Origin of the sequence: Bacillus marinisedimentorum (assembly GCF_001644195.2) — a bacterium.
Taxonomy (GTDB): domain Bacteria; phylum Bacillota; class Bacilli; order Bacillales; family Bacillaceae_O; genus Bacillus_BL; species Bacillus_BL marinisedimentorum.
The window spans coordinates 115016-130039 of record NZ_LWBL02000030.1; the positions used below are offsets into that span (position 1 = coordinate 115016).

General features: G+C 46.4%; 15 protein-coding genes. 12 read left to right on the forward strand and 3 right to left on the reverse strand.

The features are described 5' to 3' along the window. Positions 1-5 precede the first annotated feature (5 nt). The 3 genes from mutL (at position 6) to hfq (ending at position 3241) form a co-directional block, all read left to right on the forward strand. Complete coding sequence (gene mutL, locus A4U59_RS09690; RefSeq protein WP_066173213.1) at positions 6-1937, forward strand: DNA mismatch repair endonuclease MutL; 1932 nt, start codon at positions 6-8, stop codon at positions 1935-1937. Positions 1938-2022: 85 nt separating this feature from the next. Then, entirely contained in the window at positions 2023-2970 is a 948-nt protein-coding gene (miaA, locus tag A4U59_RS09695) for a tRNA (adenosine(37)-N6)-dimethylallyltransferase MiaA (protein ID WP_066173344.1), read from the forward strand. A 43-nt stretch (positions 2971-3013) separates the two neighbouring features. Next, positions 3014-3241 (forward strand): RNA chaperone Hfq, encoded by a 228-nt coding sequence (gene hfq, locus A4U59_RS09700; RefSeq protein WP_066173217.1) that lies wholly within the window; start codon positions 3014-3016, stop codon positions 3239-3241. A 52-nt stretch (positions 3242-3293) separates the two neighbouring features. On the opposite strand, the gene A4U59_RS09705 is transcribed toward hfq, so the two are convergent. Further along, positions 3294-4295 carry a tyrosine-type recombinase/integrase gene (locus tag A4U59_RS09705; protein WP_066173219.1) on the reverse strand — a complete coding sequence of 334 codons (1002 nt, stop codon included), beginning with the start codon at positions 4293-4295 and terminating at the stop codon, positions 3294-3296. 195 nt (positions 4296-4490) lie between these two features. On the opposite strand from A4U59_RS09705, the gene spoVK reads away from it, so the two are divergent. Beyond that, complete coding sequence (gene spoVK, locus A4U59_RS09710) at positions 4491-5441, forward strand: stage V sporulation protein K (protein WP_066173222.1); 951 nt, start codon at positions 4491-4493, stop codon at positions 5439-5441. A gap of 108 nt (positions 5442-5549) precedes the next feature. After that, positions 5550-5933, forward strand: coding sequence for a DUF302 domain-containing protein (locus tag A4U59_RS09715; RefSeq protein ID WP_066173226.1), 384 nt, complete (start codon positions 5550-5552; stop codon positions 5931-5933). A gap of 1453 nt (positions 5934-7386) precedes the next feature. Here the strand turns inward: A4U59_RS09715 and A4U59_RS09725 are convergent. Continuing rightward, the gene (locus tag A4U59_RS09725; RefSeq protein ID WP_066173230.1) at positions 7387-8007 is read right to left on the reverse strand and encodes a trimeric intracellular cation channel family protein; all 621 of its coding nucleotides are present in this window, start codon (positions 8005-8007) and stop codon (positions 7387-7389) included. A 148-nt stretch (positions 8008-8155) separates the two neighbouring features. Between A4U59_RS09725 and hflX the strand changes: the two genes are divergently transcribed. The 4 genes from hflX (at position 8156) to glnA (ending at position 12654) form a co-directional block, all read left to right on the forward strand. Then, positions 8156-9421 carry a GTPase HflX gene (hflX, locus tag A4U59_RS09730; protein ID WP_066173235.1) on the forward strand — a complete coding sequence of 422 codons (1266 nt, stop codon included), beginning with the start codon at positions 8156-8158 and terminating at the stop codon, positions 9419-9421. Between the two features lie 4 nt (positions 9422-9425). Then, positions 9426-10694: a methionine gamma-lyase family protein gene (locus A4U59_RS09735; protein ID WP_066173239.1), complete on the forward strand. Its 1269-nt coding sequence runs from the start codon at positions 9426-9428 to the stop codon at positions 10692-10694. Between the two features lie 178 nt (positions 10695-10872). After that, positions 10873-11265 (forward strand): MerR family transcriptional regulator, encoded by a 393-nt coding sequence (locus A4U59_RS09740; protein ID WP_066173242.1) that lies wholly within the window; start codon positions 10873-10875, stop codon positions 11263-11265. A gap of 54 nt (positions 11266-11319) precedes the next feature. Next, complete coding sequence (glnA, locus tag A4U59_RS09745; RefSeq protein WP_066173244.1) at positions 11320-12654, forward strand: type I glutamate--ammonia ligase; 1335 nt, start codon at positions 11320-11322, stop codon at positions 12652-12654. Between the two features lie 140 nt (positions 12655-12794). Here the strand turns inward: glnA and lexA are convergent, their stop codons facing one another. Then, entirely contained in the window at positions 12795-13421 is a 627-nt protein-coding gene (lexA, locus tag A4U59_RS09750) for a transcriptional repressor LexA (RefSeq protein ID WP_066173247.1), read from the reverse strand. Positions 13422-13579: 158 nt separating this feature from the next. Between lexA and yneA the strand changes: the two genes are divergently transcribed. From yneA to A4U59_RS09765, 3 genes are all read left to right on the forward strand, one after another. After that, a complete protein-coding gene (gene yneA, locus A4U59_RS09755) occupies positions 13580-13858 on the forward strand; it encodes a cell division suppressor protein YneA (RefSeq protein ID WP_157888161.1) in 279 nt (92 codons plus the stop codon). 132 nt (positions 13859-13990) lie between these two features. Next, positions 13991-14653, forward strand: a complete 663-nt coding sequence (locus A4U59_RS09760) for a YneB family resolvase-like protein (RefSeq protein ID WP_066173250.1) — start codon at positions 13991-13993, stop codon at positions 14651-14653. A gap of 70 nt (positions 14654-14723) precedes the next feature. Next, positions 14724-14963, forward strand: coding sequence for a DUF896 domain-containing protein (locus A4U59_RS09765; protein ID WP_066173254.1), 240 nt, complete (start codon positions 14724-14726; stop codon positions 14961-14963). The last annotated feature ends 61 nt before the right edge of the window (positions 14964-15024 follow it).

A 15024-nucleotide genomic window follows, 5' to 3' on the forward strand; every position in this document is an offset into this window, starting at 1 on the left:
GATCCTTGTCAAAAATTCAATTGATGGATGAGAACCTTTCGAACAAAATTGCTGCAGGGGAAGTGGTCGAGCGGCCCGCCTCAGTCGTGAAAGAGCTGCTTGAAAATGCTATTGATGCCGGAAGTACTCGAGTGGACATTGAAGTAGAAGAGGCAGGGCTGTCGAAAATCCGCATCGTTGATAACGGGGCGGGCATCGAAAAAGAGGATGTTCTTCTCGCGTTCGAACGGCATGCGACAAGTAAAATTAAAGATGAACACGATCTGTTCAGAATCCGGACACTCGGATTCCGCGGAGAGGCACTTCCGAGTATCGCCTCCGTGTCCTCTGTCGATATGAAGACGTGTACAGGAGACGGCCCCGGCACCCATCTTGTCATCAGAGGCGGAACGGTCGACAAACATGAGTCATCAGCCGGACGCAAAGGAACCGATATTACCGTCACTGACCTTTTCTATAACACGCCAGCCCGGCTTAAGTATATGAAAACAATCCATACAGAGCTTGGCAACATTTCCGATGTTGTCAACCGGATTGCGTTCTCTCATCCTGAAGTAGCCCTTAAGCTGACCCATAATGGTAAAAAGATGCTGCAGACGACCGGCAACGGCGACCTCTTGCAGGTTGTTGCAGGGGTGTACGGGATTTCAGTGGCAAAAAAAATGGTGAAGATCGAATCTTCTTCACTTGATTTCAGGATCAGCGGGTATATCGCGCTTCCTGAAGTGACGCGGGCATCCAGAAATTACATTTCAACGCTGATCAATGGACGCTTCATTAAAAATTATCCGCTTGTCAAGGCGATACAAAGCGGTTATCATACGCTCCTTCCGATCGGCCGCTATCCGATCGTCTTATTGCATATAGAGATGGATCCGCTTCTGGTGGATGTAAATGTCCATCCTGCAAAACTGGAGGTTAGGCTGAGTAAAGAAAAAGAGCTGAATGAGCTTGTGGAGTCCGCTATCAAGGACGTCATGAAGGATCAGCAGCTGATTCCTGATGTCCAGGCTTCAAGGAAGTATAAGGAAAAAGTAAACGAAGAACAGCAGCACTTTACTTTTGAACATCGTGACCAAAGCGGGAAAACAGAGAGATACCGAAACGAGGCAGGGGAAACGGCCGGATCTGAAGCGGATGAAAATCCGTATCGGAACGAACCTGATATCCTTGAAATGGCCACCGAAATTCTCAACGGGAACAGCGGCCGCCTTTCTTCTGATACGCTCCATGTGTCTTTAAACGAAACAGAAAAGACCCAAACAGTTCATGAAGGCTCAGGTGCAACATCAATGGACGAGGATACAAAGAAAGAGCCAAGCAGCACTTTTTCCCGTTCAGGACAGGAAAAAAGCCGGGTGCCGGTCATGTATCCGATCGGCCAGATGCATGGAACCTACATTCTTGCTCAGAATGAAAAAGGATTGTATATCATTGACCAGCATGCGGCCCAGGAACGGATAAACTATGAGTTTTTCCGCGAAAGGGTAGGCGAGATAACAGATGAAGTGCAGGAAATGTTAGTGCCGCTCACCTTTGAATTCACAAGGGCAGAAGCGCTGAAAATCAATGAATATTCAGACAGTCTAAAAGAGGTCGGGGTGTTCCTGGAGCCGTTCGGGCCCCAGGGATATATCGTCCGCAGCCATCCGTCATGGTTTCCGAGTGGACATGAGCAGGAAACGATCGAAGATATGATCAGCCAGCTTTTGCACATGAATAAAGTTGATGTCAAGAAGCTCCGTGAAGAAGCGGCCATTATGATGTCATGCAAACGGGCGATAAAGGCAAACAGACATTTACGGGATGATGAGATTTTTGCACTTCTGGAAACGCTGCGGAAATCCAGTGATCCATTTACATGTCCGCACGGAAGACCGATTATCATCCATTACTCAACTTATGAAATGGAAAAGATGTTCAAACGGGTCATGTAACGGTTCTGATTGTCATAACGTTGATTTTCATTCGAATGCATGTATGAAAAGTTGAAAAAAAGCCAAGAATTGTGAAGTGATGAAAATGAGAGAAAAAGTGGTTGCTATCATTGGGCCGACAGCAGTCGGAAAAACGAGACTGTCCATCGAAACTTCGCTTGCATTCAACGGTGAAGTTATCAGCGGCGATTCCATGCAAGTCTATAAAGGATTGGACATTGGCACGGCAAAGGTAATAAGAGATGAAATGAAAGGTGTTCCCCATCATTTAATTGATATAAAAGAACCGGCCGAACCTTTTTCTGCAGCTGAGTTTCAGGAAGAAGTCACAGGACTCATTTCCACCATCAACAACAGAGGGAGGCTCCCCGTACTTGCCGGAGGTACCGGCCTGTATATCCAGGCTGTTCTTTTTGGTTATCAATTTGCTGATGCGGTTTCGGATGAAGTTTACAGAAAGGAGCTTGAACAGAAGGCGGAAGCGGAAGGACCCGAGTCAATCCATAAGGAACTTGCCGCAGTCGATCCTGACAGCGCAGGCAGAATTCATCCCAACAATTTACGCAGGGTGATAAGGGCTCTTGAAATCCACAGGACAACGGGAAAAACGATGACCGAGTACCACATGGAGCAAACAAATGAATCTCCATATGATTATGTGCTCATCGGCCTGGAAATGGACAGGGGAGTACTGTACCGGCGCATCAACGAGCGTGTTGACCTCATGATTGAGCAGGGGCTTTTTGCTGAAGTGAAGCGCTTATACGACAGCGGGTTGCGTGATGCACAATCTGTACAGGCTATCGGATATAAGGAGATATTCGACTACTTTGACGGGAAGGCAGGATATGAAGAGGCAATTGAAAACTTGAAACAGAATTCCCGCCGCTATGCAAAGCGGCAATTCACCTGGTTCCGTAATAAAATGGATGTGGAATGGTTCGACATGACACCGGTGGCAGAGGGGAACGCTCCATTTGATGAAGTTAAAAACGAAATTTTTGAATATATTGCAGGAAAGCTGAATGTTTGAGCGAATAAAACAAGAGTAGAGATCAATAAAGGGGGACCCGGTAATGAAACAAGCGATCAACATTCAAGACCAATTTTTAAACCAATTGCGAAAAGACAATACACTGATTACAGTATATCTGCTCAACGGTTTTCAGCTGAGAGGAGTTGTTAAGAGCTTCGACAACTTCACTGTATTACTGGATTCCGAAGGGAAACAGCAATTGATTTATAAACATGCCATATCGACATTCGCACCGCAAAAAAATGTCCAGCTCGACCTTGAAGGATAGATTCCGGCTGATTCACCCGCTGCATTCGCAGCGGGTTTTTGCGTTATCCCGATCACTTTCCGCCGCCGGCCAATTCCAGTTCATCCTCATATTGATGAAGAAAGGTTTGATAGCGTCGCAATGATACGGGGGTTTTAAAGCCGAATGTGTCCATTATTTTTTCTTCAGGCCAGCCGAGCAGCAGCTTTGTTAAAACCGCACTGTTTCTCATGTGCTGTGCAGAAAGACCTTTTCTTAGCTCCGCCCGTTTCACCTCTTCCCTTATCATTTTCTGAATCGCAATTTCCGTCAGTCCTTTCGGCTGTTCAGTTTCATATACCCACCTGTATGTCAGCCTCTGGAAGTCAAAGGCGGCAAACAGGGGATCGTGACTTTTGTAACGGGGACGGACAGGATCCGGCACCTGTTTGATGTATTTATAAATTTGCTTTTTCACATCAGTGGAAATCGGAATTCTGCGAGACCTGCTCGAAACGGAAGGGATAAACAGTGTATTGTCTTCAAAATGCATATCTTTCATTTTCAAGCTTGCAAGCTCGTGCAGTGTCAAGCCATACTCCATCAATAAGTAAAAAATGGACAGGTTCCGGTCGATAAGCAAGTGCCGTCCCTTCAACTGGTTTTCTGTCAGACCTTTATTGCCGGGAACAACAGCCAGGAGGATATCTTTTTCCTTCCCCGTCATAAAATCTGATGGAATGAGAGCACGCGGAGTTCCGGGTGCAATCGTCATGTTTTCCATCGGATTTTCATATATGGCTCCTTTTGCGGCCTGGAAACGGTACAGCTGTTTGAGGACGGTCAAAATTCTGTTCACCGTCGAACTGGTATAATGCCGCTCATCGATCAGATGAGCAAAAAAATCATCCAGGTCTGCTCCCGTGAGATTTTGCCATTTGTCGATCGAAGTATCATTGTATTTCTTTTTCATCCACCGGAAAAAATCCTCAAGATCATATGTGTATCGCTTGATTGTTGATGGCTGCCGGTTTTTTAAAACTAATCCATCAAGGTAATCGGCAGCATAATCAGGCAGGGGATGTGTTTCTTCCATCATGCCACCTCCGCTTTTATCCTATTATATCAAATTAGGCGCCGGCTGCTACATGCGGTGATATTGCTTGGGAAAGCGCAAGAAGTGACACAGTTGTATATGCAGGGGAAAAATCTTCCTTGTTTGGCGTTATGGGCCTTTGTCACACATTGGGCGTTTGTGCGTATACTGTTTTTGAATGCGAGGTGATGAGTTCTGGAACAGCCAGTCACTTTAAAGCAGAACGGACAAATCAACATCGTGCTTGATCGGAGCAATTCAGGACCGAAACCGAAAAAGCATCCGGCTGCCATGGCGGTACCCGTGCGAAAACCCGCCCCTGCCCCAGAACCGCTGAAACGGATAGAGGAAAAGCTGGATGGGCTCGTGGGACTAAGTGAAATGAAAACGAATGTAAAAGAAATCTATGCCTGGTTAAATATGTGTCAAAAACGGGAAGCACTCGGATTGAAAACGGGCAGGCAGTCGATGCATATGCTGTTCAAAGGGAATCCGGGAACAGGGAAAACAACGGTGGCGCGGCTCCTGGCCGAATTATTTGCTGAACTGAATGTTCTGTCCAAGGGGCATCTGATTGAAGCGGAAAGAGCCGATCTTGTCGGTGAATACATCGGGCACACCGCCCAAAAGACAAGGGATCTCGTGAAAAAAGCACAGGGCGGCATCCTTTTTATCGATGAAGCATATTCACTTGCACGCGGCGGTGAAAAAGATTTTGGCAAAGAAGCGATAGATACGCTCGTCAAATCGATGGAAGATCATAAAGATACGTTCATACTAATCCTTGCGGGTTATTCGAATGAGATGGAACATTTTTTGTCGCTGAATCCGGGCTTGCCCTCCAGGTTCCCGATCGTCATTGACTTCCCTGATTATACAGTGAGCCAGCTGTTGGAGATTGCAGGAAAGATGATGGAAGAAAGGCAATATGTATTTTCCGGGGAGGCGGAGCACAAACTAAAGGAGCATTTGAAACAGCTTCAAGTCGGAGCAGCGGGTGAAGCATTCTCCAATGCCAGGTATATCCGAAATATCATAGAAAAATCGATACGCGCCCATGCGATGCGCTTATTAATGGATGAACAGGCAGATAAGACGGAGTTGATGACTGTGAGAAGCCATGATTTGCGGCTGCCGGCAAAATGAAACCGTCATTTATTGTAGACCGAATTTTTTGACAGTATACCGTCTGTTTTGTATCATACCAGTGAGGGTAAAAATAAACGTAACAAATATAAAACAGGAGGGAAGCCAATGTTCCATTACACAGTTGAAACAGACAAAAGCATGGACCAGGCAATTGAATCGCTAGAAGGGGCACTTCAGGAAGTGAAATTCGGTGTTCTCTGGCAGTTTGACATTAAGGAAAAATTGAATGCAAAAGGCCTTGACTTCCAGCAGCCATACAAGGTTCTTGAAGTTTGCAACCCGTTTGAGGCGAATCGTGTCCTTCAGGAAAATCACATGGTCGGCTATTTTTTACCTTGTAAAATCGTCGTTTACGAGGAAGGCGGCACGACAAAAATCGGTTTGCCGAAGCCTACTGCCATGATCAGCATGGTGGATGACGGCAATTTGAAAGGAATCGCTGAAGAAATTGAAGCGACACTTATTGACGTTCTTGATAAGGTGAAGTAATTTAAAAACTCCGGCCGAAGCTAAATAGTTCCGATACTGTGGAGAAAATCTAAATTAACATGTTAAATGACATGCAAAAACACACTACTTTTAGCACCATAATTAACAGTACAAATAGCAAACAAAAGACGCTTGGATTTTTATTTTCCAAGCGTCCTTTTTATATTCTTTTATTCAATTAAAGCCCCCGTTTGTTGAATAAGGTCCAACTTCAGTATGCTTTCACATACTTTTTTGCAATGTGATGGTACCTGTTGATTTCCGCTGCAGGGGGTTCGCTTTCACCCAAGGGCACAAGGGCGACATCTGTTCCTGCTTCCCTCCGGTCGCACTCACAGTGTCTTCTTTGCCGCGGGGCGGGCGCTGAGCCTCCTCGCTTACGCTGCGGGGTCTCAGCTGTCCCGCTACTCCCGCTGGAGTCTCATCCCCTTCCGCTCCAATCAACTGGTGAATGAGCAACGTTTCCAAGCCACATCGTAATAAATTGAAATACTTAAAAAGAGAAACAGCGCTGGAATGAAGATAACGCGACATGGTTGGCAGTATCAACATTCCTGCATATCGTTTGTTTCGCTTTGCTGAAATCGCCTGTTACACCATCAAAGGCAACGAATGGTTGAAAAGCAACCGTTTCATAGCGGATATCGTATACCGATCCTTCTTGCCTCGCGTTGGTACCAGAGTAGATGGGATATAATTATAATGATCTAAACTCCTCTGACTTGAGGCACTTTTATCATCTATCGCTTGGCTTGTACGATATGATCGCTTGATAGATGCTTGATCAAAACGTTCATTAAAATGGGATTGGAATGTTTGGCCTGGCAACTAAGTGGATTGGAGTGGAAGGCATGAGACTCCTGCGGGACTAGCGAACAGGAAAGACCCCGCAGCGCAGCGAGGAGGCTTGCCGGACGCCCCGCGGAAAGCGAATGCCTGCAACGGAAAGGAACGGACAAACTTCAGGAATGTCATTTTCCTTCTTCCACTATCCTGCCCGTTAATTGTATTTTTCCACAAACTCTACATTTACTTTAACATAAAATAACAATTACCCTCTTGGTTTTAAAAAAATAAGCATCGCAAATAACATACCAATTCACATAGGAAAAAGTACATTGACAACAGCTATTGACATTATATTATTTGGGGTGTGATTTTGTATGCTAATTCGAGCGTCAATCTCCAATAATCGTTGATATACAAGGAAAAAAGAATAGACCAAATCATATGTGATTTGGTCTGCTAATTGGTCTGCTAATTGGTCTGCTATTTCGTATGTTTCTCCACCCAAACGGAACTACTTAGGCCGAAGCGCCGGAGTTTTTTCATTGTTAAGGAAATTATATAAGCGTTGTGGATAAAAAGCCAGGAGGGAATCATCCAGCACCAGGCGCCAGCGGCTATCGTCATAAGCGGGCGCCTTGCGCATTTGTTCCGGTCTGTCACACTATTACTGAAGATGCTGGTCGTTTTGCTGAGTGGGCATCGAGGGCAGCTTCCAGCGGTAATGAACGGAGAGCATGCGCAGGACAACAAGCGCCGCAAGAAGAAAGTAAAGTTCAAAAGGTCTGCTTGCAAGTCCGATACCGATAATGAGTCCCCCGAGAACAGCCCAGGCCGCATACACATCATCACGGAGCACAACCGGCTTCCTGCCGGCCAAGATGTCTCGGATGATTCCGCCGCCGCTTCCCGTAAGGACAGCAGCAACAATCACTGCACTGATATGATGGTTCATGCCTGAGGCATAAACCGCTCCCTGTATGGCAAACGCCGACAGCCCGATGGCATCGAAAAAACTTTCCCATTTGCGCCAGTGTGGTAAAATGACACGGGGAAACAAAAAAATGAGTGTAATGAAAACGATTGCCGCGATAAACAGTTCATTTTGGGCCCAGAGCTCTGACACCGGTATGCCGATCAGCAAATTCCTGACAGCCCCACCCCCGAATGCCGCCGCAAAACCAAGTATATAAAAACCGAGAAGGTCGTAGTCTTCCTCCATGGCAACAATTGCCCCGCTGGCCGCGAACGCGAGAGTGCCGATCATATTAAAAACTTCCCAAGTCATTCAAGCACCTACTTTTAAATCGAGTCATTTCAGGATATACAAGAAGTAATCCTTTGAAAATAGTAATGGTTCTAAGCGTAAAGTGCAACAACTATTTATTGCCTCTGCTATGATAAAGAAAAATGGATGCTGAAAGGCGGGATGCATCATGGATCATGTAAAAGACAGAGAAAGAGCTGTGCTGGTCGCATCGTGGCTGCAACAGGACACGGAAGAAAGGATCGAGTACTCACTTGATGAATTGGCATCTTTAACAGGTACAGCAGGTGGGGAGGTCGCAGGAGTATATACACAAAAACGACAGAAAATCGATCCGGCGACTTACATTGGAAAAGGAAAAATCCAAGAAATCGCGGCAGCAGCCGATGAGTTGGATGCAGACCTCGTTATTTTTAATGATGAATTATCCCCTTCCCAAATCAGAAACTTATCAGGCTTATTCCATCAGCGGGTCATCGATCGGACCCAGCTCATACTAGATATTTTCGCGGGTCGGGCAAAGTCGAGGGAAGGCCAGCTGCAGGTCGAGCTTGCCCAGCTTCAATATTTGCTGCCAAGACTCGGCGGGCAGGGTGAAGCAATGTCCAGGCTTGGTGCCGGCATCGGGACGAGGGGACCGGGTGAAACCAAACTGGAATCGGACCGCCGCCATATCAGGCGCCGTATCGATGACTTGAAAAAACAGCTTCAGGTCATCGTCGAACATAGGGAGCGCTATCGTGAAAGGAGAAAAAGGAACAGAGCGACCCAGATAGCGCTTGTAGGATACACAAATGCCGGAAAATCAACCCTGTTCAACAAGCTGACAGAAGCGGAATCATTTGAGGAGGATCTGCTGTTTGCTACCCTTGATCCGTTAACGAGGAAAATGATTATTCCATCTGGGGCAACTGTTTTGCTGACCGACACTGTCGGGTTCATCCAGGATTTGCCGACAACCCTCGTGGCAGCTTTCCGGTCAACCCTCGAAGAAGTTAAGGAGGCAGACTTAATCGTTCATGTCGTGGACTCATCGAACCCGGATCATTTCAATCATGAAGAAACAGTGTATGAACTGCTCGAAGACCTAGGGGTCAACGACATTCCGATTCTTACAGTCTATAACAAAAAGGATGAAATGCTTGAAGACTTTATTCCCGGAACGCGTGCCGGTTCCAAATTGCTGATCAGTGCATTCGAAGAAGAGGATATCAACCGGTTGAAAGCGGAAGTCCAATCTTGCCTGATTAAGGAAATGACCGCTTACGATGTGACTGTCAATGAAAATAACGGGCGCCTTCTTGCGCGGCTCGCTGCCGAAACGATCCTGCAGGAAAGAACATACGATGAAGCTGAAACAGGTTACCGCTGTACGGGGTATATCCACCCGCACGTGCCATTGTATAAAGAACTGGCTGAAAATAAAGGAGAATAGCAGCATGTACGAACATTTTACAAACAGCAGTAAAATCGAGCAATACGCCAATGAAATCGAAAAACAAATCGAACCGCTTCACCGGATAGCTGATCAAACAGCTGAATCGAACCAATTCCGCGTCCTGGAAAGCTTCCGTCATTTCCAGGTAAGTGATTTTCATTTCACACCCTCGACCGGCTACGGCTATGATGATGCCGGCCGGGACACATTGGAAAGGGTATATGCACGGGCGCTTGGCGCCGAAGCGGGACTTGTGCGGCCACAAATCATTTCCGGCACCCATGCCATATCAACCGCATTATTCGGGGTTCTCCGCCCGGGGGATGAGCTCCTTTACATAACAGGCCGCCCTTATGACACCCTTGAAGAAATCGTCGGCATCCGCGGAAACGGGAAAGGTTCGCTCAAAGAGTTCGGAATCAAATACCGTTCAATCGATCTGACTGAAGAGGGGATGGTTGATTTTAACGCTGTAAAACAAGCGATCGGATCCAATACGAAGATGATCGGAATTCAGCGTTCCAAAGGCTACGGCATACGTCCATCTTATACAGTTGAAGAAATCCGGGAAATGATTGATTTTGTAAAGGATCTCAAAGAAGACATCATCGTTTTCGTTGATAACTGTTACGGAGAATTTGTGGAAACGATGGAACCGGCTCACGCAGGAGCAGATCTAATGGCCGGCTCACTTATTAAAAATCCAGGTGGGGGACTCGCTAAAACAGGAGGCTATATCGTCGGCAGGGCCGATCTGGTGGAATTATGCGGGTACAGGCTGACATCACCGGGAATCGGAGCCGAAGCAGGTGCATCTCTATACAGCCTCCAGGAAATGTATCAAGGATTTTTTCTTGCACCACATATTGTTGCCCAGGCGGTAAAAGGGGCGATTTTCACATCTGCCTTTTTAGAAAAAGCAGGTTTAAGGACATCTCCAAAATGGAATAGTAAAAGGACTGATTTGATTCAATCCGTAGAATTTGATGATGCTGAAAGCATGGTGTCGTTCTGTCAGGCGATTCAGTTCGCTTCACCCGTCAATTCCCATGTGACACCGCATCCGAGTTATATGCCGGGCTATGAAGATGACGTCATCATGGCGGCGGGAACCTTCATTCAGGGGGCTAGCCTGGAGCTCACAGCCGATGGGCCGATCCGGCCGCCTTTTACCGCATACGTACAGGGCGGTCTGACTTATGAGCATGTGAAAATTGCAGTATGCCAGGCAGTTGACCGGCTAGAGGAAGATGGGCTGATCAAATTATGAACCGGCGTTGACGTTAAAAGGGCTGAAGCCCTTTTTCTCATTTTGCTTGCAATTCCCCCGGGGAAGTCTCCTCAAAAAAAATAATGTGAGAAAACCTAACATCCATTTGACAACATACCTTACATAAGATAAACTGTTAGTAATTGAATAAGGAATGTTCTGAAAAGGAGGAGTTGCAATGGGTGATACCATACGCCGCAACATGCCCCTCTTTCCTATGGGAATCGTCATGAAACTCACAGAATTATCAGCCCGGCAAATTCGCTATTATGAAGAACACGGACTGGTAAGCCCTGCGCGTACAGAAGGGAACAGGCGCATGTTTTCTTTCAATGATGTTGACCGGCTGCTTGAAATCAAGGAGCTGATTGAAAGAGGCATCAATATGGCCGGCATCAAAGAGATTGTCCTGAGACAGGAGGAGACTCGTGCTCCCGCAGCTGAAAAAGCAGCAAAACCGGAAATGACCGATGAACAGCTGCGTGACATTTTGAGAAATGAGCTTCAACATGCCGGCAGGTATAACAAAGCGTCCCTGCGTCAAGGAGAGTTATCAAGGTTTTTCCATTAATGGCAAATATAGCCGTTGATGACTTTATAAAAAAGTGGGAGGAAGAATAGCAAAATGTCTAAGTATTCAAAAGAAGATATCCTGAATTTAGCTGATAAGGAAAATGTAAAATTTATCCGACTCCAATTCACAGATTTGCTTGGAATCATCAAAAACGTAGAAATCCCGGTAGATCAGCTGCCTAAAGCACTCGACAATCAAATGATGTTTGACGGTTCTTCCATTGAAGGTTTTGTCCGTATTGAAGAATCTGATATGTACCTTTTCCCTGATCTTGATACATGGGTCATTTTCCCGTGGACATCTGAGAAAGGAAAAGTGGCCCGCCTGATCTGTGATATTTACAATCCGGACGGCACTCCGTTTGAAGGAGACCCGCGCGGCATTCTCAAGCGCATGCTCAAAGAAATGGAAGAGCTCGGCTTCACCGACTTCAACATTGGACCTGAACCGGAGTTCTTCCTGTTTAAAAATGATGAAAACGGTGAACCGACCCTCGAACTGAACGATAAAGGCGGATATTTTGACCTTGCACCGACCGACCTCGGCGAAAACTGCCGTCGTGATATCGTCCTTGAACTCGAGGATATGGGTTTTGAAATTGAAGCATCACACCATGAAGTTGCACCCGGCCAGCATGAGATCGACTTTAAATACGCTTCTGCTTTGCGGGCCTGTGATGACATCCAGACATTCAAACTGGCTGTGAAAACAATCGCACGGAAACACGGCCTTCATGCAACCTTCATGCCGAAACCGCTCTTTGGCGTCAATGGATCTGGAATGCATGCGAACATGTCCCTGTTCAGGAATGGCGAAAACGCGTTCTATGATACTGAAGGAGACTTGCAGCTCAGCGATACGGCCCGTCATTTCGTAGCCGGTATCCTCAAGCACGCTGAATCCTTTACCGCGATCACTAACCCGACGGTAAATTCCTATAAGCGTCTTGTTCCCGGGTATGAAGCGCCTTGTTATGTTGCCTGGTCTTCAAAAAACAGAAGCCCGCTTGTCCGTGTACCTGCTTCACGCGGCCTTTCGACCCGGATTGAAGTCCGCAGTGTCGATCCGGCAGCGAACCCTTACCTGGCTATGGCGGTCATGCTTGCGGCTGGACTTGACGGCATCAAAAACAATATGTCCGCGCCGTCTCCTGTCGACCGCAACATTTATGTGATGAACAAAGATGAACGAATGAGCATCGGAATCAACGATCTTCCTTCCACACTGAAAGAAGCACTTGAGCTGCTGAAAAAAGATGAAGTACTGATGACAGCACTCGGCAAACATGCATCGGAACACTTTATCGAAGCTAAAGAAATTGAGTGGGATATGTTCCGGACCCAGGTTCACCCTTGGGAACGTGAACAATACTTTACAACATATTAAGACAGAAACAAAGCCTCCCGGAGACGGGGGGCTTTTTAAATATCCTCAAAAAAAAACAGCCGGCAGTGTGACCGGCTGTTTCATATTCCTATAGTAAAGATGGCGGTTTGCGGGATGACAGCAAAAACAGCATCCGCTGCTTAATGAACCATCCTGTAGACGCCGACCACTTTTCCGAGGATGCTTACATTCCGGAGGATGATCGGATCCATTGTGGAATTTTCAGGCTGGAGGCGGACATAGTCCTTTTCTTTAAAGAAACGTTTTACAGTAGCTTCGTTCTCATCCGTCATGGCGACAACGATATCACCGTTGTTCGCGGTGCTTTGCTGGCGGACGATGACCATGTCTCCGTCATAAATGCCCGCTTCAATCATACTGTCTCCGACGATATTTAGGATATAAACATTTTCATCCGCCGCTGCGACAAACCGCTCAGGCAAAGGCATATATTCTTCCACGTTTTCGATTGCTGAAATTGGCTGCCCGGCAGTTACCTTACCGATAACAGGAACATTGACTGTCCGGCTGACAGGGATGTCCTGGGCGGACTGGGTGCCAAGGACTTCGATTGCCCGAGGCTTAGTGGGATCCCTCCTGATCAGGCCCTTCTTTTCAAGCCGTGCCAGATGTCCGTGTACAGTAGAACTTGAAGCAAGCCCGACTGCTTCGCCGATCTCCCTGACGGAAGGGGGATAGCCTTTTTGATGGACTTCTTCTTTAATGAAATTCAGGATTTCCTCCTGGCGTTTTGAGAGTTTTGTCATTTTGTGCACCCCGTTCGTTTCCTTTTCTTACCGTAAGTATACCATGTCCCTGTCCAGCATACAAACATAAGTTCGAAAAACCGTTGACGGAAACATTTGTTCCCTTTATAATGAACTCAACAAAAGCGAACGTATATTCTTGGGGAGGGAATAGAAAGATGCAAAGCAAAATCGATATGACATTTGTCGCTGCATTTATTTTCATGATCCTGTTTACAACAGCTACAGTGGTGATGGCAGCGCCGCTTGACAGGGAAGATTACATAAAAGTAACGATAGAAAAGGGAGATACACTCTGGGGGCTTGCTGAGGAATACCACGACCATCATGTTTACACTGCTGAGGAATTCATCGGCTGGGTCACTGACCATAACGACGTGGAACGGTCCGCTATTTATCCAGGACAGAAAATTCTCATTCCGGTCGAAAAAGACTGAGGCGGCACCGGCAATCCAGAGTGCAATAAAGAAATAGAGTTACACATATGCGGAAGGGACAACGTTTATGAATTATGACAGATGGGCTTTTGGACACCCTCATAAAATAAAAGAACATACAGGTGATCAAACATGAATGCAGTCCTTTACTGCAGAGTCAGTACTGATAAAAATACACAGGAGACTTCAATCGCCAGGCAAAATGAAGAGTTAACGAAGCTTGCCGGTGAACTGGACATACACATAGTCGAAATGATAGAAGAGAAAAAAAGCGGTTATGAAATTGACCGCGATGGTGTATTCCGCTTTCTTGAGCTGTTTCAGACAGGGCAAGCGGATGCTTTGCTCATCCAGGATGAGACAAGGCTTGGCAGAGGGAATGCACGCATTGCTCTTCTGCATACGCTGCAAAAACTCGGCATCAAAATTCATACGATTTCCCATCAAGGTGAACTTAAACTGTCGGAAGCGGATTCTATGGTTCTTGATATTGTGAGCATCGTAGAAGAATATCAGCGTAAGCTCCATAATCTCAAAATCAAACGTGGTATGAAGCGGGCGGTTGCAAATGGATACAGGCCGCAGCAAAACTTGACCAGCAGGAATCACGGTCCGGGAAGGGAAAGGAAGGAAGTGCCGGTATCAGAAATTGTCAGGCTGCGGAACAATGGCCTGACCTTTGCTGAAATTGCTGCCACCCTGCGGGGGCTTGGTTTTGGCATCTCGAAGGCTACGGTCAACAGGCGCTATCAGGAATACATGGGGTCGATGGATGATGGGAATGCTGGGGAGTAGACTGTGAAAACCAAACATGATAAAATAAAAACCCTTAATGGGCTAATTATTATGTATAAGGAGTTTTTTGATGCTTTCACCTGAAAAAATAAACCGGATCAATGAGTTGGCACGCAAGTCGAAACGTGATGGCTTGACTCCGGAAGAAGTAAAAGAGCAAAAAAAATTGCGGGAAGAATATTTGCAGGCTTTCCGGGGAAACTTTGACCGCACATTGCAAAATGTGAAAATAGTGGATCCAAACGGAAATGACGTGACGCCGGAAAAGCTGAAACAGAAAAAACATTCAAATAAAGGACACAAACACTGAGAGATACAGCTAGCCGGATTGCTGTATCTTTTTTGTTTTGGGCTCGTAATTCACGGGAAAA

Excerpts from the sequence above, each read along its gene's own strand:
- miaA (WP_066173344.1), top strand. The coding sequence starts at position 2,023 with ATGAGAGAAAAAGTGGTTGCTATCATTGGGCCGACAGCAGTCGGAAAA.
- hfq (WP_066173217.1), top strand. The coding sequence starts at position 3,014 with ATGAAACAAGCGATCAACATTCAAGACCAATTTTTAAACCAATTGCGA.
- A4U59_RS09705 (WP_066173219.1), bottom strand. The coding sequence starts at position 4,295 with ATGGAAGAAACACATCCCCTGCCTGATTATGCTGCCGATTACCTTGAT.
- A4U59_RS09715 (WP_066173226.1), top strand. The coding sequence starts at position 5,550 with ATGTTCCATTACACAGTTGAAACAGACAAAAGCATGGACCAGGCAATT.
- A4U59_RS09725 (WP_066173230.1), bottom strand. The coding sequence starts at position 8,007 with ATGACTTGGGAAGTTTTTAATATGATCGGCACTCTCGCGTTCGCGGCC.
- hflX (WP_066173235.1), top strand. The coding sequence starts at position 8,156 with ATGGATCATGTAAAAGACAGAGAAAGAGCTGTGCTGGTCGCATCGTGG.
- A4U59_RS09735 (WP_066173239.1), top strand. The coding sequence starts at position 9,426 with ATGTACGAACATTTTACAAACAGCAGTAAAATCGAGCAATACGCCAAT.
- A4U59_RS09740 (WP_066173242.1), top strand. The coding sequence starts at position 10,873 with ATGGGTGATACCATACGCCGCAACATGCCCCTCTTTCCTATGGGAATC.
- glnA (WP_066173244.1), top strand. The coding sequence starts at position 11,320 with ATGTCTAAGTATTCAAAAGAAGATATCCTGAATTTAGCTGATAAGGAA.
- lexA (WP_066173247.1), bottom strand. The coding sequence starts at position 13,421 with ATGACAAAACTCTCAAAACGCCAGGAGGAAATCCTGAATTTCATTAAA.
- yneA (WP_157888161.1), top strand. The coding sequence starts at position 13,580 with ATGCAAAGCAAAATCGATATGACATTTGTCGCTGCATTTATTTTCATG.
- A4U59_RS09760 (WP_066173250.1), top strand. The coding sequence starts at position 13,991 with ATGAATGCAGTCCTTTACTGCAGAGTCAGTACTGATAAAAATACACAG.
- A4U59_RS09765 (WP_066173254.1), top strand. The coding sequence starts at position 14,724 with ATGCTTTCACCTGAAAAAATAAACCGGATCAATGAGTTGGCACGCAAG.